At 40.8% G+C, this 15,307-nt stretch carries 21 protein-coding genes; 15 read left to right on the top strand and 6 right to left on the bottom strand.

From position 1 onward, the window contains the following. Positions 1-77 precede the first annotated feature (77 nt). The 10 genes from nifE (at position 78) to G1O98_RS02025 (ending at position 6,664) form a co-directional block, all read left to right on the top strand. Positions 78-1,460 carry a nitrogenase iron-molybdenum cofactor biosynthesis protein NifE gene (gene nifE / locus G1O98_RS02070; RefSeq protein ID WP_163927026.1) on the top strand — a complete coding sequence of 461 codons (1,383 nt, stop codon included), beginning with the start codon at positions 78-80 and terminating at the stop codon, positions 1,458-1,460. Then, positions 1,461-2,798 carry a nitrogenase iron-molybdenum cofactor biosynthesis protein NifN gene (gene nifN / locus G1O98_RS02065; RefSeq protein WP_163926946.1) on the top strand — a complete coding sequence of 446 codons (1,338 nt, stop codon included), beginning with the start codon at positions 1,461-1,463 and terminating at the stop codon, positions 2,796-2,798. 191 nt (positions 2,799-2,989) lie between these two features. Then, positions 2,990-3,403 carry a nitrogen fixation protein NifX gene (gene nifX / locus G1O98_RS02060; protein ID WP_012407194.1) on the top strand — a complete coding sequence of 138 codons (414 nt, stop codon included), beginning with the start codon at positions 2,990-2,992 and terminating at the stop codon, positions 3,401-3,403. Next, positions 3,400-3,876: a NifX-associated nitrogen fixation protein gene (locus G1O98_RS02055; RefSeq protein WP_100900532.1), complete on the top strand. Its 477-nt coding sequence runs from the start codon at positions 3,400-3,402 to the stop codon at positions 3,874-3,876. Before nifX ends, G1O98_RS02055 begins: the two co-directional genes overlap by 4 nt. Before the next feature lie 77 nt (positions 3,877-3,953). Beyond that, on the top strand, positions 3,954-4,154 hold the full coding sequence (locus G1O98_RS02050; RefSeq protein ID WP_100900533.1) for a CCE_0567 family metalloprotein: 201 nt from the start codon (positions 3,954-3,956) through the stop codon (positions 4,152-4,154). After that, positions 4,151-4,468 carry a nitrogenase-stabilizing/protective protein NifW gene (gene nifW / locus G1O98_RS02045; protein WP_163926945.1) on the top strand — a complete coding sequence of 106 codons (318 nt, stop codon included), beginning with the start codon at positions 4,151-4,153 and terminating at the stop codon, positions 4,466-4,468. Before G1O98_RS02050 ends, nifW begins: the two co-directional genes overlap by 4 nt. A gap of 10 nt (positions 4,469-4,478) precedes the next feature. Further along, entirely contained in the window at positions 4,479-5,282 is an 804-nt protein-coding gene (locus G1O98_RS02040) for a HesA/MoeB/ThiF family protein (protein WP_163926944.1), read from the top strand. 126 nt (positions 5,283-5,408) lie between these two features. Continuing rightward, a complete protein-coding gene (locus G1O98_RS02035) occupies positions 5,409-5,780 on the top strand; it encodes an iron-sulfur cluster assembly accessory protein (RefSeq protein ID WP_012407189.1) in 372 nt (123 codons plus the stop codon). Positions 5,781-6,008: 228 nt separating this feature from the next. Continuing rightward, positions 6,009-6,308, top strand: coding sequence for a 2Fe-2S iron-sulfur cluster-binding protein (locus G1O98_RS02030; RefSeq protein WP_094339973.1), 300 nt, complete (start codon positions 6,009-6,011; stop codon positions 6,306-6,308). A gap of 104 nt (positions 6,309-6,412) precedes the next feature. Then, a complete protein-coding gene (locus tag G1O98_RS02025) occupies positions 6,413-6,664 on the top strand; it encodes a FeoA family protein (protein ID WP_163926943.1) in 252 nt (83 codons plus the stop codon). 214 nt (positions 6,665-6,878) lie between these two features. Here the strand turns inward: G1O98_RS02025 and G1O98_RS02020 are convergent, their stop codons facing one another. Then, complete coding sequence (locus G1O98_RS02020) at positions 6,879-7,088, bottom strand: molybdopterin-binding protein (RefSeq protein ID WP_163926942.1); 210 nt, start codon at positions 7,086-7,088, stop codon at positions 6,879-6,881. 631 nt (positions 7,089-7,719) lie between these two features. Here G1O98_RS02020 and G1O98_RS02015 point away from each other — a divergent pair. From G1O98_RS02015 to G1O98_RS02005, 3 genes are read left to right on the top strand one after another with little or no spacing between them, the layout of a single operon-like run. Next, a complete protein-coding gene (locus G1O98_RS02015; RefSeq protein ID WP_163926941.1) occupies positions 7,720-8,229 on the top strand; it encodes an ankyrin repeat domain-containing protein in 510 nt (169 codons plus the stop codon). Continuing rightward, positions 8,192-9,478, top strand: a complete 1,287-nt coding sequence (locus G1O98_RS02010; protein ID WP_163926940.1) for a nitroreductase family protein — start codon at positions 8,192-8,194, stop codon at positions 9,476-9,478. Before G1O98_RS02015 ends, G1O98_RS02010 begins: the two co-directional genes overlap by 38 nt. Before the next feature lie 18 nt (positions 9,479-9,496). Then, on the top strand, positions 9,497-9,871 hold the full coding sequence (locus G1O98_RS02005) for a hypothetical protein (RefSeq protein WP_163926939.1): 375 nt from the start codon (positions 9,497-9,499) through the stop codon (positions 9,869-9,871). A gap of 19 nt (positions 9,872-9,890) precedes the next feature. Here the strand turns inward: G1O98_RS02005 and G1O98_RS02000 are convergent, their stop codons facing one another. Further along, positions 9,891-10,364: a hydrogenase maturation protease gene (locus tag G1O98_RS02000; protein ID WP_163927025.1), complete on the bottom strand. Its 474-nt coding sequence runs from the start codon at positions 10,362-10,364 to the stop codon at positions 9,891-9,893. A gap of 145 nt (positions 10,365-10,509) precedes the next feature. Further along, positions 10,510-10,932: a hypothetical protein gene (locus G1O98_RS01995; protein ID WP_114083647.1), complete on the bottom strand. Its 423-nt coding sequence runs from the start codon at positions 10,930-10,932 to the stop codon at positions 10,510-10,512. A 240-nt stretch (positions 10,933-11,172) separates the two neighbouring features. Here G1O98_RS01995 and G1O98_RS01990 point away from each other — a divergent pair, with 240 nt between their 5' ends. Continuing rightward, the gene (locus G1O98_RS01990) at positions 11,173-11,376 is read left to right on the top strand and encodes a hypothetical protein (protein ID WP_099103703.1); all 204 of its coding nucleotides are present in this window, start codon (positions 11,173-11,175) and stop codon (positions 11,374-11,376) included. A gap of 10 nt (positions 11,377-11,386) precedes the next feature. Then, positions 11,387-11,794 carry a hypothetical protein gene (locus tag G1O98_RS01985; protein WP_163926938.1) on the top strand — a complete coding sequence of 136 codons (408 nt, stop codon included), beginning with the start codon at positions 11,387-11,389 and terminating at the stop codon, positions 11,792-11,794. A gap of 14 nt (positions 11,795-11,808) precedes the next feature. Here G1O98_RS01985 and G1O98_RS01980 read toward each other — a convergent pair whose 3' ends face one another. The 3 genes from G1O98_RS01980 to G1O98_RS01970 all read right to left on the bottom strand — a co-directional run bounded on the left by G1O98_RS01980 (position 11,809) and on the right by G1O98_RS01970 (position 14,937). Beyond that, positions 11,809-12,003 carry a hypothetical protein gene (locus G1O98_RS01980; protein ID WP_163926937.1) on the bottom strand — a complete coding sequence of 65 codons (195 nt, stop codon included), beginning with the start codon at positions 12,001-12,003 and terminating at the stop codon, positions 11,809-11,811. Between the two features lie 97 nt (positions 12,004-12,100). After that, positions 12,101-13,696, bottom strand: a complete 1,596-nt coding sequence (locus tag G1O98_RS01975; protein WP_163926936.1) for a nickel-dependent hydrogenase large subunit — start codon at positions 13,694-13,696, stop codon at positions 12,101-12,103. Positions 13,697-13,974: 278 nt separating this feature from the next. After that, the gene (locus tag G1O98_RS01970) at positions 13,975-14,937 is read right to left on the bottom strand and encodes a hydrogenase small subunit (protein ID WP_163926935.1); all 963 of its coding nucleotides are present in this window, start codon (positions 14,935-14,937) and stop codon (positions 13,975-13,977) included. Between the last annotated feature and the right edge of the window lie 370 nt (positions 14,938-15,307).

Here is a 15,307-nt window from a genome sequence, read left to right as displayed (position 1 = left end):
CATTAGTCATTGGTCATTAGTTATTTAAAGGACAAATGACAAATGACAAAGGACAATTAACAATTAAGAGAAGAGAGATGAAAAGCACCCAAGGCAAAATCAACGAGCTGCTGACTGAGACAGGATGCGAACATAATCAGCACAAACAATCCGAAAAGAAAAACAAATCTTGCGCCCAACAGGCACAACCTGGCGCGGCTCAAGGGGGCTGTGCCTTTGATGGTGCAATGATTGCTCTAGTGCCGATCGCAGATGCTGCTCATTTAGTCCACGGGCCGATCGCCTGTGCTGGTAATTCCTGGGGCAGTCGTGGTAGTCTGTCGTCTGGCCCTCAACTCTACAAAATGGGCTTTACCACAGACTTGGGTGAAAATGATGTCATCTTCGGTGGCGAAAAGAAACTCTACAAAGCAATTCTGGAACTTCACGAGCGCTACCAACCAGCAGCAGTATTTGTCTATGCCACTTGTGTTACAGCCTTAATTGGCGATGATATCGATGCAGTCTGCAAAGCTGCGGCTGAGAAAATTGGTACTCCTGTTGTTCCCGTCATTGCTCCAGGATTCATTGGCAGTAAAAATCTCGGCAACCGTTTTGGTGGTGAATCTTTATTAGAATATGTTGTCGGAACAGCAGAACCGGAACATACAACGCCCTATGATATTAACTTAATCGGTGAATACAACATCGCCGGTGAAATGTGGGGAGTAACACCACTGCTAGAAAAATTAGGCATCCGTATTTTGTCTAAAATTACGGGCGATGCTCGCTACAATGAAATTCGCTACGCCCACCGCGCCAAGCTCAACGTCATGATCTGCTCACGAGCTTTGCTCAATATGGCGAGAAAGATGGAGGAGCGTTACAACATCCCTTACATTGAAGAGTCTTTCTACGGCATCGATGATATGAATCGCTGTCTGCGAAACATCGCCGCTAAATTAGGCGACGCTGATTTACAAGAGCGGACAGAAAAACTAATTGCAGAAGAAACGGCTGCTTTAGATTTGGCATTGGCTCCTTATCGCGCTCGGCTCAAAGGTAAGCGGGTTGTGTTGTATACAGGTGGTGTCAAGAGTTGGTCGATTATTTCGGCTGCTAGAGACTTAGGCATTGAAGTTGTTGCTACCAGTACTCGGAAAAGTACTGAAGAAGATAAAGCCAAAATCAAGAAGTTGATTGGCAATGATGGCATCATGCTAGAGAAAGGCAACGCTCAAGAATTGTTACAACTGGTTAAAGACACTCGCGCAGATATGCTGATTGCTGGTGGACGTAACCAATACACAGCTTTGAAAGCTCGAATTCCTTTCCTTGATATCAACCAAGAACGCCACCATCCTTATGCAGGTTATGTGGGAATGATTGAGATGGCGCGGGAACTGTACGAAGCTCTGTATAGCCCGATTTGGGAACAAATACGCAAACCCGCTCCTTGGGAAGAAGAGGAGGAAGTTTAAATGGCGATCGTTACCGCTTCTAACAAAGCACTGACAGTTAATCCCCTCAAGCAAAGTCAAGCTTTGGGCGCAACCTTAGCCTTTTTGGGATTGAAAGGGACAATGCCCTTATTCCACGGTTCTCAAGGTTGTACTGCTTTCGCTAAAGTTGTCCTAGTGCGGCATTTCCGGGAAGCGATTCCCCTCGCTACGACGGCGATGACGGAAGTCACTACAATCTTGGGTGGTGAAGAGAATGTGGAGCAAGCAATTCTGACTCTGGTGGAAAAGGCTAACCCAGAAATTATTGGTTTATGTACCACTGGGTTAACGGAAACTAGAGGCGATGACATTGAAGGATTTCTGAAGGAAATCCGCGATCGCCATCCTGAATTGAATGATTTAGCGATCGTTTTTGCACCTACCCCAGATTTTAAAGGTGCGTTGCAAGATGGCTTTGCTGTTGCAGTGGAAAGCATAGTTAAGGAAATTCCTCGCGCGGGTGGACTTAGAACTGAACAAGTCACAATTTTGGCGGGTTCTGCCTTCACACCTGGGGATGTACAGGAAATCAAAGAGATAGTCACATCCTTTGGATTAGTGCCGATCTTTGTACCTGACCTTGGCGCTTCTCTAGATGGACATTTAGAGGATAATTATAGTGCGGTTACAGTCAGTGGCACTACCTTAAAACAGCTACGAGAAGTAGGTAGTTCTGCCTTTACCCTGGCATTGGGTGAAAGTATGCGGGGGGCTGCCAAGATTCTCGAAGAACGCTTTGGCACACCTTACGAAGTGTTTGGCGAACTAACTGGATTAGAACCAGTAGATGAATTTATCCAAGCATTGGCGATTCTGAGCGGTAACAGCGTACCCGAAAAATACCGCCGCCAACGTCGTCAGTTGCAAGATGCGATGTTGGACACTCATTTTTACTTCGGTGCAAAGCGAGTTTCCCTAGCACTGGAACCAGATTTGTTGTGGTCAACCGTGCATTTCCTGCAATCGATGGGAGCGCAAATTCATGCAGTGGTGACAACCACGCGATCGCACCTCTTAGAAAAACTCCCGGTTAAAAGCATTACCATCGGCGACTTAGAAGACTTTGAGAGTCTAGCAGGCGGTTCTGATTTGCTGATTGGTAACTCCAATGTGGGTGCGATCGCAAAACGCCTTTCGATTCCTCTTTATCGTTTAGGATTGCCCATTTATGACCGCTTAGGTAATGGTCAATTTACCAAAGTTGGCTATCGAGGCACGATGGAGCTTTTATTTGGCATCGGCAACCTGTTTTTAGAGGCAGAAGAAGCGAGAGTTAAACAGTTCCAAGAGTTCGGAACTGTGAGCGCAGAGTTTTGAATTCACACTTGAAATTCAAAACAGTTCAGTTAAGAATTGATCCTCCCTAACCCTCCTTAAAAAGGAGGGAATAGAGCAAGTCTTAAATTAGCCCCCCTTTTTAAGGGGGGTTGGGGGGATCTTCCGAGGCTAAATATTACTAACTGAACCGTATTGCTTCAAAATTCAAAACTTTAAAGAGGAGAATTACAATGAAAATAGCCTTCACGACGAGCGACCGAGTTCATATTAATGCTCACTTCGGATGGGCAAAAATGATTGATGTTTACGAAATTACCGATGAGGGATATCACTTCGTAGAAACCCTCACCTTTGAAGGCGAACTCAAAGAAGACGGGAATGAAGACAAAATCACCCCAAAACTTGAAGCAATAGGTGACTGTACGATTGTTTACGTAACAGCAATTGGTGGTAGTGCCGCCGCTCGGTTAATCAAGAAAGGTGTCACCCCAGTGAAGGCGCGATCAGAAGAAGAAGAAATTAGTGAAGTGCTAAATAAGCTAGTGAAAACCCTCAAAGGTAATCCTCCACCTTGGTTGCGTAAAGCTTTACAGCCAAAAACCACAAACTTTGCTGATGAAATTGAAGACGAAGCAACAGTATGACCGCAAATAATAGTGTGAACGGAACCGCTACAACTGAAGTCTTGAACTCACCTTTTTTGAAGGTCTTAATCAAACAAATCCGTGGTCAAGACAGTTATGGAGTTTATCGTACTTGGTCGGATGAGTTGATTCTCAAACCCTTTATTGTTACCAAACAAAAGAAACGGGAAATCTCCGTTGAAGGCGAAGTTGATGCGGTAACTCAAGCCCGGATTATGGCATTTTTTCGAGCTGTAGCGGCTGGTATTGAACAAGAAACAGGTTTGATATCCCAGGTTGTAGTTGATTTGAGCCATGAAGGATTTGGTTGGGCGCTAGTTTTTTCTGGTCGTCTTTTGCTAACTGTGAAAACCCTGCGAGATGCTCATCGTTTTGGCTTTGACTCGCTAGAAAAATTAGCAGAAGAGGGAGAAAACTACGTCAAAAAAGGTCTTGATTTGGCGAAGCGCTTTCCTGAAGTTGGCAAAATTTAATTAGTCATTGGTCATTGGTCATTGGTCATTAGTAAAAGACAAATGACTAATGACAAAAGATGAAGGACGAAGGACAAATGACAATTGAGGAACTACAAGGACAAATCAGACGGCTTAACAGCAAAGCAGGTCAAATGAAAATGGATCTGCATGATTTAGCTGAAGGGCTACCAACAGATTACAACCAACTTATGGATGTTGCCGCCGCAACTTATGAAATCTATCGCCAGTTAGATGAGCTTAAGCAACATCTGAAACAATTGGAGAATGCCAAATGACTCGAACTATTGATGAATTCAAGAAGCTCGTAGATGCAGAAGAATTTTTCCAATTCTTTAATATGTCCTACGACTTAGAAGTTGTAAATGTACATCGCCTACATATTCTGAAAAAGTTTTCTCAATATATGCAGGAAATTGATGATAATTCTCCTGATTTAAGTCAAGAAGAGAAATTAAATCAATATTCTTTGGCTTTGCAAAAAGCTTATCAGGTATTTATCGAATCGACAGCTTATGAACAAAAGCTGTTCAAAGTGTTTAACGACAAGCCGAAAAATGTAGTCACACTGACAGAAATCACTTCTGATTAGGAGGTATAAATTGGTTAACCTAACGCCTACCGAATTAGAACGCTATCGTCGCCAAATGATGCTTCCAAATTTTGGCGAAACAGCACAGAAACGCCTGAAGTCAGCGACGGTTTTGGTTACAGGTGTGGGGGGATTAGGCGGTACGGCGGCGCTTTACTTAGCAGTAGCGGGCGTTGGGCGGCTAATCCTAGTCCGGGGTGGTGACTTGCGGCAAGATGATATGAATCGTCAGGTTCTCATGACTGATGATTGGGTAGGTAAGCCAAGGGTATTCAAAGCTAAAGAAACTCTGGATGCGATTAATCCTGATGTCCAAGTGGAAGCTGTTCATGATTACATCACCCCGGAAAATGTAGATTCGTTAGTGCAATCTGCTGATATGGCTCTTGATTGCGCCCACAATTTTACAGAGCGCAATTTGTTAAACGAAGCCTGTGTGCGATCGCGTAAGCCAATGGTGGAAGCCGCAATGAATGGGATGGAGGCTTACCTGACGACGATTATTCCTGGTGTGACTCCTTGCTTGTCTTGTCTGTTTCCAGAAAAGCCTGAGTGGGATCAGCGCGGCTTTTCAGTTCTAGGCGCTGTTTCTGGAACCCTAGCTTGTTTAACAGCACTGGAAGCTATCAAGCTGATCACCGGGTTTAGTCAGCCTCTATTATCGCAATTGCTGACAATCGATTTAAATCGGATGGAATTTGCTAAACGCCGTTCTCACCGCGATCGCTCTTGTCCAGTATGCGGTAATAGTGCGCCTTGGAGACACGCACAATCCAATTCGATGGAACCCACAGGTATTGCACAAAATACTTAATTTTGTCATTGGTCATTAGTCATTGGTCATTAGTAAATAACAAAAGACAACTGACAAATGACGAAGGACAAATGACAATCTACACCTGAAATCAGAACAACTAATCGCTACAAATCAGGAGAACTGATGGCCGTTATCTTATCAGAAAAAGCAGAATTTCATCTGCGAGCATTCCTCAAAGGTTCAGCACCCGACGCTGACGGCGCAACTAAAGGTGTCCGGATCTCGGTAAAAGATGGTGGTTGCAGTGGCTATGAATATGCGATCGATATCACCAGCAAACCTCAACCAGATGATTTGGTAAGTCACCAAGGCAAAGTGGTAGTTTACGTTGATGCCAAAAGTGCGCCTTTATTAGACGGAGTTATCGTTGACTTCGTTGAGGGAGTGATGGAAAGCGGTTTTAAATTCATCAACCCCAATGCGACTGATACCTGCGGTTGTGGAAAGTCCTTCAAAACAGACGACGGCACGCCTACTGGTGTACCTTGCAGCTAACATCATTCCGTTAGGGCCAAGTCTGATTGTAGAGGCTTCCCATAGATGCATTCCACAGAGTTTCAATGCCCTTAAGGTAGCCTCTAGTTCGCTTTGCATTCCTCACCCTTATAGAGAAGCCGACTAAACTTTGCATCTCTGTAAGAAGAAGGAGAACAAAAAGTAGGATATGTTGCTCAAAAACTTCGGAAATAAACCAACTGTATAACGTTTGAGGAGAATCGGAAAATGGCTTCCTACCAAGTTAGATTAATCAACAAAAAAGAAGACATCGACACCACAATTGAAGTTGATGAAGAAACTACCATCTTAGAAGCAGCAGAAGAAAATGGTATTGAATTGCCTTTTTCATGTCATGCAGGATCTTGCTCTAGCTGTGTAGGTAAGGTTGTTGAAGGTGAAGTTAATCAAGAAGATCAAAACTTCCTAGATGACGATCAGGTTTCTAAAGGATACGCTCTACTTTGTGTAACTTATCCTCGTTCTAATTGCACAATCAAAACACATCAAGAAGCATATCTCGTATAAATTATTACTTTGGTTGTTGTCTTTGGCAACCAAATAAAGCATGAAGGATGAAGGATGAAAATATACTTCCTTCTTCCCTTCAAAATTATTAATTTATAATTCAAATGTTTACCCCTTTTAGTGTGACTGGCTGTTCATTAGAGTTATTGAGAGCGGGAGAGCGAGGAATCGTCACCTTCTGTAAAAGTCAGGATGAAAGAATCTTAAACAGACTAATATCAATAGGGGTAACACCAAGAACTACTATTACTTTAGAACAAAACTTTCCATCATTTATTTTTAAAATAAAAAATATATCTTTAGCACTAGATACAGAAAGCATCCAAGCTATTTATGTCCACATTATTGATCATTGAACTAATTAAAATATATAATAAATAATATTTTCTTGAACAAAAATTTTTGAATTTGTAATTAAGACCATATATAGCAATTACGAATTACGAATTACGAATTAAATTGACCTCACTCCTATATTAATTCAAGGAGTGAGGTCATTAAATTGAAAGATATAAATGCAATTCGATATTAGTGATAGTTGCTGTTGAATAAAAGGCAACTTGCCTATTTTTATTCAACAGCAACTATCACATCTGATGATTTAATTACTGCATAAGCCTCCTTGCCTTCTGTAAGTCCCAGCTTTTCCGCTGATGATTTTGTGATTATTGACACTAACTCTACTCCTGGTGCAATTTCTAAAATTATCTCAGTGTTAACTGTACCAGGTACAACTTTTTTTACAGTACCTTTGAGAGAATTGCGAGCGCTAATTTCCATGTTTTGTGTGTGTTTTACTTATTTATACTTAAATAAGTTAGCAAATTTGGCTTGAAAAAAGAAAATGTTTTAAATTTCTTAATAAGTCTTAGATGTATAAAGTAAATCTCAAGATCATAATTCGTTTTTATTAAAAACAACATTTAATGGAAAAATGGTATCAAATTTTCGCTTTAACAATGTGCTTAAGACCATTATTAAAGCTAGGGGGAACTTACGCAAAAGTCTATTTGCTATTAGTCTAGATAATGAAATTAGATTGTAAACAATACTGCACTTTAATTGTTTTTAAATATTTTTTTCTAGATATATCCAGGGATCTTTATAAATGATTCATAATTCAAACTTATCAGAGTGATAATATATAACTAAGCTAAATTGTTGCTAGTTAACTTAGTACTAAAGCAAACCAAAGTAAAATTGCTGGGTGAGGGCGGAGAGTAGTGAGTGGGGAAAGATTTTTTCGTTTTACCAAACTTTTAAATACTTAGCAAAGTTGCTTTGGCAAACAACTAGACTTTAGCTACTCGTATAAAATTTTAAAAGAATGGTGGGTAATGCCCACCATTAAGTTTTCTAAGCAATTTTATGCTTAGAAAATACTTAATCGTGTGAGGTTTAAAGAATAATTATGAGTCAATTAAACAGACAAGAATTGAGTGAAGCAACAACTCAATGGCTAATAGCAAAAGCCTATAACCCTGGGGATTTAAATCAGCCAGGAGAAAATGGCGATACAGCTTTGATGAAGGCTACAAGAGAAGGAGTGTATACAGTCGTCAAAGAATTAATTGATGCAGGTGTAGATATCAACGCTCGAAATAGCGATGCCTCCGGCGGGCTACGCCTACGCAACAATGCTTTGTGGTTTGCTTGTTTTGGTAATCACTATGAGTTAATTAATTTACTGTTGGCTGCCAACATTAATATTGATAACCAAAATGATAACGGTGCAACCGTTTTAATGTATGCAGCATCAGCCGGAAAAACAGAAGTCGTCAAGTTACTTTTACAACATCATCCTAACTTATATTTGAAAAACTTAGACGACTATAAAGCTATCGATTTTGCCAGCAATGTAGAAGTTTTAAGGATACTTAAAAATGCCATTAAGTCAGATGTCGGGCAAAGCTTATCATGACGCTACCAAGCATTCTTACTTATCAGTACAACTCGATCCAAATTATGTAGATGCTTCAACACAGCCATCTGCATTTAAAGTTTATCCAAAGTTTTATCGGAGAGTAAAATTAAATCTCAATAATCCTGTTCACTCTTTTATCTCGTTAACCAGTGCGATAACACTAGAAAAAGTATATAAAGATGGCCCTTATAAACTGCGGGTGAATCCATCAGCAGGCGCTCTATATCCTACGGAAGTTTACGTACAGGTTCGTGGAATGGAGGGAATGGTAAATGGTATATACCATCTAGAGGTTGAGAATAATTGTCTAACTCTCATCTATGAATTAATTGATGATGGGTTAGAGAGTTATATTATACCGGGGAAATGTATCAACGGATTCATCTTTTTAATTAGTTGTGTTTATTATAGGTCTAGCTGGAAATATCAAAACAGAAGCATAAGATATTGCTTTTTAGATAGCGGACACCATTTAGGTGCAGTTGCAGCTTCAGCTTTTCTCCACAACCGAGATATACAACTAATTTTCGACTTTGATAAACTTGCTCTCAATTCAGATTTGGGATTTGAGAATAAAGAGTTTATTACTGCTTGTGTGATGTCAGGAGAAGTACAAGATAAAAAAATCAGACGATTAAGGCTGAAAGTTCCTTTTGTTTCTGGTACTGATTATTTTGAATCCAATCAATTTATTGAAGATGGCTATCAAGCAACTACTCTACAAAATAGCCGCCAGCAGCAATTAGAATATCCTCAATTTGAATTCGACAAAGATAAATTTTATCAAGTTGTTTGGGATAGACGTTCTATTAGACGTTTCCGGAAAGAGTCTATTTCTCAAGAAGATTATTTATATATAGTGCAGCAACTTCAACAGTCAATACCAACAGAAAACTATGAGGAAATAGAAATTTACTCAGTCGTGCATCGAGTAGAGGGAATGACATCTGGGTTATATAAAGGTACGTATCTGGTTAAGACAGGTAATTTTAGTGAAAAGACAGGTTACTTATGTATTAATCAGGCTATTGCTAAAGATAGCGCTGTAACTTTATTTTTTGTGTCAGATTATTTAAACTACCAAACTGCTATGCAAATAGCTGGTTTTCTGGGACAGAGACTTTATTTAACTAGTAATTATTTGGGGATTCAGTGTAGTGGAATAGGTGCTTATTATGATGATGAAACCCAGGAATTATTAGAAACAAATAAAGATGTACTTTATGGAATGGTGATTGGAATATAAGTAGGAAGCTAAAGAGAGATGGCTAGAAATATGTATTACTTTAATAGTGATGACTCACATCCTATGCAACCAACATCGGCAGATATTATACTGCGACAGCAATTAGAGGATTCTATTAGTAGATACTTTTATGAAGCGTGCGATCGCAATATTCAAAATCTGCTGTCTGATTGCCGGTGGTATGTCACAACCCACGCCAATGCTCTGACATTGGTAATTGAATGTCCCGATCAAGTTATTAATTGGCGTGTTTTACAAAAAATTGTGCCAATGGGGACATTGCTATATGGAATTGTTAACAGTGCTAAAATCCGTGTTTGTCCGCCAGAAAGTCAAGGTATACCTTTTGAAATGAGGGTAGATGAACTTTCTGTTTATCGGGATTGGGCTTGATTTGATTTTGGATTGTTAATTAAAAGTTGATATTCTGTTTGATAAGTGCAGCTACCTCTTCAAAAACTAAATCAGCAGAATGTTTGACAACAAGACTTAATTCCAGCCCCAAAGCAAGATTTGCAGCCTCAATTAAATAAACTGTGACATCTTCAGGAAAGTCATTTTGAAAGATTTTCCGTCCGGCGGCTAAAGCATTATCCCAGCGAAAATCGTGCAAGTTATAACTAGGTTCTGGCAACGCTTCCAGTTCTTTTCCTGGAACTTTAAACACAGCACCCGGTTCTGAACCAGTTGAACTTGCATCAATAATTACTAATTGTTTACTACCTCTAGCTTGAAACATTACTTCCATCCCTGCGGTGCCACAGTCATAAACTCGCACATGAGGGTGAGGGTTTTCAGCTAGATATTTTTGTAAGCGTTGGGCAATGATTACGCCTACTGCGTCGTCATTGCGATTGAGATTTCCACAACCAATAATAGTTAGCATCAAATAATGACGATTACTTGTATGAACCAATGTATGAGTACTGGTATCGAGTAGGCTGTAGATCAGATAAACAGTAGTGACTGAAACAGAGGCTTTGACTAATAATATAGACAAAGCCTCTGAAAAATAATTTATCAGTCGGAAACTATAAATCTACACCATGTTTCTTGGCAACTTCAGTTAGTTTCTCATACTGATGTTGTGATGCTTGAGTTAATATCTCTTCAGCCTGTTCTTTAGTACTTCCCTCTTTAGGAATTAAATACTTGACATAAAGAGATACAAAATCAGCTGCGATCGCTAAACCGGATAAAGCGTGTTTGTCAGCTTCCTTGCCAGCGATCGCAGCTACCAAACCGGCTTTAATTGGGTCTGGTTTAACTTTCATGAACTGCTCGACAAGTTTAGGAACGTAGTCTTCTGGTGGCAAATTATCTAACTTACTTCTATCAGGAGTAAAGTTACATTCTGCGGCTTGAGCTTGCTCTAAAACACACCATTCTATGTATTCTTGCAATGCTGCATCGGGAACGCGAGGGAGATAATTATGTAGCGCTAAATCAGACACAAGCTTACCGTGTAAATTGCTGTTTTATGCAAATGCATTAACGCAAGCCTAACGCACTGTTTCTATAAGTTTTAGTGTGGTACGCTACGAGTTTTGAATATAAGGCATTGGGAATAGGACATTGGGAATAGGTTATTTATCCCTCATTTTCCCCAAATTTATCTTTTGGGCAATCGCTTAGGTAGATGGTTAATCAAGTAAGCTGTAAGTAACCCAAGTTGGAGAAATGGAGCGCGAAACATGACACTCACTGAGCTACTTCCTGCTGTCAGGAAACTCTCTATATCAGAAAAAATTAAGCTAATCCGCATTTTGGCGGAAGAATTGGATACCAACAAAGATATTTCACCTCTCGAACCATTTAAAACCTATGATTTGCCTACACCCTACAATTCGTTTGGCGCAGGTGAAATTCTCATGCAAGCCTTGAAACAGGAAGATTAGGTCTGACCACATGCGATTCAAATACTCGACCACTGACCTTTCCCAAAATGAGTTTGACAGTTTGCCACGGATTCCACTTTGTCTTCGTCAGGGTGATAAAGCTGTTGAAGCTCTTGGATTAGTGGACAGTGGTGCAACTGTAAATGTTTTGCCCTATGAAATTGGTATTGAGTTAGGTGGGGTTTGGGATGATAGCAGGGCGATTATTCAATTAGCAGGCAACCTGAGCAATCTGCCAGCAATGCCATTCTTTGCAAACGTTGAGATCGGTGACTTTGCGCCAGTTCAACTGGTATTTGCTTGGGTGAGAAGAGCGAATGTACCCTTAATTTTTGGACAGACAAACTTTTTCCTAGAGTTTGATGTGTGTTTCTACCGTTCCAAACTTGAATTTGAGATTGAACTAAAATCTGAGTAATAAATATGAATTTGTCAATGATGCGATCGCAAGTGCAACGGAGATAAAAATTCTGCTAACTCAACCAGCCCTTGTGCTTCTCGTCGTTCTGCAAGGGGGAGCGCTTCGCCTGCATCTTGGCGATCTAGCAGAAATTGCAAACGCTCTTGGACAGCTTCAGGAAGTTGAAAGTGAATCAGTTCAATAGGTATCTCAATAACTTCAGCCATACATCAGCCATACAAAGTATGTCTACCAAAATCGCAATCACTTGTAGAGCCAGTGTAACTCAATGTGCGTTGTGGTAGACAACCTGATATTTGAGAATTAAGCAGTCCGAAAACGCGCTAACTCTTCACCAGTTTTAGCATCATGGGCATGGACTGTACACACTAAACATGAATCAAACGATCGCGCCACATGACCAACTTCCACCGGATCGCTAGAATCGTAAATGGGTGTCCCAATTAAAGCTTCTTCAATGGGGCCACGGATTCCTTCACCGTCACGAGGGCCGATATTCCAAGTACCTGGGGCAATAACTTGGTAGTTTTTAATCTTACCGCCCTCTATTTCCACCCAGTGAGATAAGGAACCGCGTGCTGCTTCCGTTGCACCCCAACCCTTGCCATCTTTTTCTTTGGGTTTGATATACCAAGGGTCGTTTAATTTGAATTCGCGCAAGCAGTGTTCAGCTTGACGATATAACTTGACAAGTTCGTGAACTCGTGCTAGCTGACGCACATGAATACTAGCACCACCCATTTGTTTGAAGACATCAAGGATAAAACCGTCGTAGTGTTGCCAAGATTCGCCATGTTGACCACCAGCTACTAATTGCCGCGCTAAGGGGCCGGTTTCCAAGCGTCCGAAGTCTTTGTGCAGGACTGCACTCGACCACGAGTAGGCGTTATCGAAGTCTTTGGTATTGATTGCAGTGGGTTTAGTGGTGCGATCGCTAGGGTGAATATCTGCTGTCCCTTCATCGTACCAAGAGTGAGTTGTATTCTCGCGGGTAAATGACTGATCCATTAAAACGTGAGTGTCTGCGAAGCTGTCGTACACACCACTTTTCATAATCATCGCCGCATTTCGTCCTTCGATAGTCGGCTTTTGGTATTTATCTTCATGGGCTAAATATCCCCAAGTGACATATTTACCAACACCAGCGCCATATCTATCTAAACCGATATCTAAACCCATGCGCCAATAAAAACCTAAGTCGGAATCTCGATGATTTCGGTCTTCATCCAACCAATCTCTAAAGTCATCATAAGTTTGGATTTGTTCGTAGCGTTCTAATGAACAACCCAACCACACTGGTTCTAACCAATTGGTGCGGAAGTATTCGAGAATCGCCCAAGCGCGGGTAATGTCTGTAAGGGTTGGGGCGCACATCACACCACCAGGCACCATATAACTGCTGTGGGGCCATTGTCCGCCCAATAGTGCATAAATTTCTACGGGTTTAGCGGAAATTGTTATGCCTAGTTCGTAAGATTTGCCAGTGAAGGCGGCAAAGCGTTTAACAGCTTCCTCATAATAGCGACTATTACGGTATTTTCTATTTGTTAAATCAATAGCAAACAGTCCATAAAAATAGCGGGGAATGCTTTGAATTGTCTCGACAATTTGACCGAGATTTCTCGCCAGAATTGCATTACGAGGAACTTCTGTTTCCCAAGCTGTATCTAATGCCCAAGATGCAGAAGTTAGGTGAGAACCGCCGCAAATTCCGCAAATGCGAGGTGTGACAATTAATCCGGCTTGCGGATCTTTACCGCGTAGGATAACTTCAAATCCGCGAAATAATTCAGCGTGTGTCCAAGCGTTGACTACTCTTCCATGTTCAATATCAACTCGAACATCTAAATCGCCTTCAACTCTACCAACGGGCGAAATGTCTAATGATTGAATTGTCATTTGTTATTTGTCCTTTGTCATTTGTTATTTGTCCTTGGTCATTTGTCCTTTGTCATTTGTTATTGGTAATTATTCACTCGCCCCTCCGGCAAAATGGTCGAAACCCTTGATTTATCGTTGATGGGAGTGTGAAAGGTTATAGTCTAATACGCTTGGGTTTTCAAGACGCGATAAATCGCCGTCTCTACAAGTGTTTTGTTGCTCATTCTGAACTGTATTAGGTTATAGTCATTGGTCAAATCACAAAGGACAAATGACTAATGACCAATGACAAATGACTAAACTGTAAAAAAGTCTTCTTCTGCCCAAGGTGGTGCTGCATCTTTTGCAACCATTGTGAGTAAGGCGTAGTCTTTTTTGTTCACTCCTGGCGGTAATTCTTTGGGAACTCCCATTACTGTTTGGGTTTTGAATACTGTTCCTGGTTTGAGATCAAAGAAGGGAAATTCTGGTTCTGTGCAACCTAAGCAAGGCATTCCAGCGCGAGTTTTAGAAGAGACGCGGTTCCATAAGATGCGGTTGCAGGAAGAATGAGTCATGGGGCCGCGACAACCCAAGTCATAAAATAGACAGCCTTTGCGCTGACCAAATTCGGCGGTTGATGCTTTGTAGGCAAAGTGGACGTTGCGGGTACAACCTGTTTGGGTATAGGTGTTGAAGAAGGTTTGGGGACGATTTAGTTCATCGAAAGCAATGTCTGCTATGCGTCCAGTAGCGATCGCAACTAATATCTGCGTAATCCAGTCGGGATGGGTGGGACATCCAGGTATATTAATTACAGGTAATCCGGCTTGCGATACGAAATCTTTCCCTAAAAAGCCGCCTTCTTGACGTTTGAGAAATTGCAAACCTTCCGATTCGCTGGGGTTGGGTGACATGGCGGGAATTCCTCCCCATGTGGCACAGTCTCCCACAGCGACAATAAATTTAGCAACTTTGGCGAGGTCTGCTAACCAATCTTTCATAGCGCGATCGGCAAAGCGATTCCATTCGCCAGTACCGTTGGGGGCGTTAACAACACTGCCTTCAAATACCAAGATATCTAAAGAAATTGTGCCAGAAATACAATTCCGTAGCAGCGTTTGTAAATCGTTGCCTAATTCCAGCCCCAAGGAAGGATGCCAAAGTATATTGATACCAAAGTCGGCAATTAAATCGCAGACTGTCGGTTCTTCAGCGTTGAGAAATGACATGGTGTTGCCTGAACAAGCACCACCTTGTAGCCATAGTACATTAGTCATCGGCTAGGTGTTTTTGTATTGTTTGCGATACGTGACTTAGTAAATAATGCTTGTAGAGTCTCACGTATTTATCAATATTTATTTATTTATATTAGTGGATTTTCTATTGGATTATCTTTTGTTAAATAAAAATTAATCATTGCTAAGAATTTCAATGTACTTAAAATTGCTTAAAAGGTTGTAACAAGAACATAATTTTTTACTAGAGCTTGAATAATAAACGAAGCGCACTGATTTTAGATAGCTGTTTTAAATTATTTTGAGAGAGTTGGAATCTCAACTTTTATATATAAATGGGCTAATATTTTAAAGGTGAAGGTCTTGTAAATTAATAAATATCACCGCTAACCAAAAAAGGTAAATAGTAAAT

The organism is Nostoc sp. UIC 10630, assembly GCF_010747425.1.
In the GTDB taxonomy this organism is placed as follows: Bacteria; Cyanobacteriota; Cyanobacteriia; order Cyanobacteriales; family Nostocaceae; genus Nostoc.
The sequence above is the reverse complement of the archived record's forward strand: the minus strand, read 5'-3'. Positions and strand labels throughout refer to the sequence as shown.

What these genes read in the sequence shown, in the direction of transcription:
- nifE (WP_163927026.1), top strand. Translation starts at nt 78, where the DNA reads ATGAAAAGCACCCAAGGCAAAATCAACGAGCTGCTGACTGAGACAGGA.
- nifN (WP_163926946.1), top strand. Translation starts at nt 1,461, where the DNA reads ATGGCGATCGTTACCGCTTCTAACAAAGCACTGACAGTTAATCCCCTC.
- nifX (WP_012407194.1), top strand. Translation starts at nt 2,990, where the DNA reads ATGAAAATAGCCTTCACGACGAGCGACCGAGTTCATATTAATGCTCAC.
- G1O98_RS02055 (WP_100900532.1), top strand. Translation starts at nt 3,400, where the DNA reads ATGACCGCAAATAATAGTGTGAACGGAACCGCTACAACTGAAGTCTTG.
- G1O98_RS02050 (WP_100900533.1), top strand. Translation starts at nt 3,954, where the DNA reads ATGACAATTGAGGAACTACAAGGACAAATCAGACGGCTTAACAGCAAA.
- nifW (WP_163926945.1), top strand. Translation starts at nt 4,151, where the DNA reads ATGACTCGAACTATTGATGAATTCAAGAAGCTCGTAGATGCAGAAGAA.
- G1O98_RS02035 (WP_012407189.1), top strand. Translation starts at nt 5,409, where the DNA reads ATGGCCGTTATCTTATCAGAAAAAGCAGAATTTCATCTGCGAGCATTC.
- G1O98_RS02030 (WP_094339973.1), top strand. Translation starts at nt 6,009, where the DNA reads ATGGCTTCCTACCAAGTTAGATTAATCAACAAAAAAGAAGACATCGAC.
- G1O98_RS02025 (WP_163926943.1), top strand. Translation starts at nt 6,413, where the DNA reads ATGTTTACCCCTTTTAGTGTGACTGGCTGTTCATTAGAGTTATTGAGA.
- G1O98_RS02020 (WP_163926942.1), bottom strand. Translation starts at nt 7,088, where the DNA reads ATGGAAATTAGCGCTCGCAATTCTCTCAAAGGTACTGTAAAAAAAGTT.
- G1O98_RS02015 (WP_163926941.1), top strand. Translation starts at nt 7,720, where the DNA reads ATGAGTCAATTAAACAGACAAGAATTGAGTGAAGCAACAACTCAATGG.
- G1O98_RS02010 (WP_163926940.1), top strand. Translation starts at nt 8,192, where the DNA reads ATGCCATTAAGTCAGATGTCGGGCAAAGCTTATCATGACGCTACCAAG.
- G1O98_RS02005 (WP_163926939.1), top strand. Translation starts at nt 9,497, where the DNA reads ATGGCTAGAAATATGTATTACTTTAATAGTGATGACTCACATCCTATG.
- G1O98_RS02000 (WP_163927025.1), bottom strand. Translation starts at nt 10,364, where the DNA reads ATGCTAACTATTATTGGTTGTGGAAATCTCAATCGCAATGACGACGCA.
- G1O98_RS01990 (WP_099103703.1), top strand. Translation starts at nt 11,173, where the DNA reads ATGACACTCACTGAGCTACTTCCTGCTGTCAGGAAACTCTCTATATCA.
- G1O98_RS01985 (WP_163926938.1), top strand. Translation starts at nt 11,387, where the DNA reads ATGCGATTCAAATACTCGACCACTGACCTTTCCCAAAATGAGTTTGAC.
- G1O98_RS01980 (WP_163926937.1), bottom strand. Translation starts at nt 12,003, where the DNA reads ATGGCTGAAGTTATTGAGATACCTATTGAACTGATTCACTTTCAACTT.
- G1O98_RS01975 (WP_163926936.1), bottom strand. Translation starts at nt 13,696, where the DNA reads ATGACAATTCAATCATTAGACATTTCGCCCGTTGGTAGAGTTGAAGGC.
- G1O98_RS01970 (WP_163926935.1), bottom strand. Translation starts at nt 14,937, where the DNA reads ATGACTAATGTACTATGGCTACAAGGTGGTGCTTGTTCAGGCAACACC.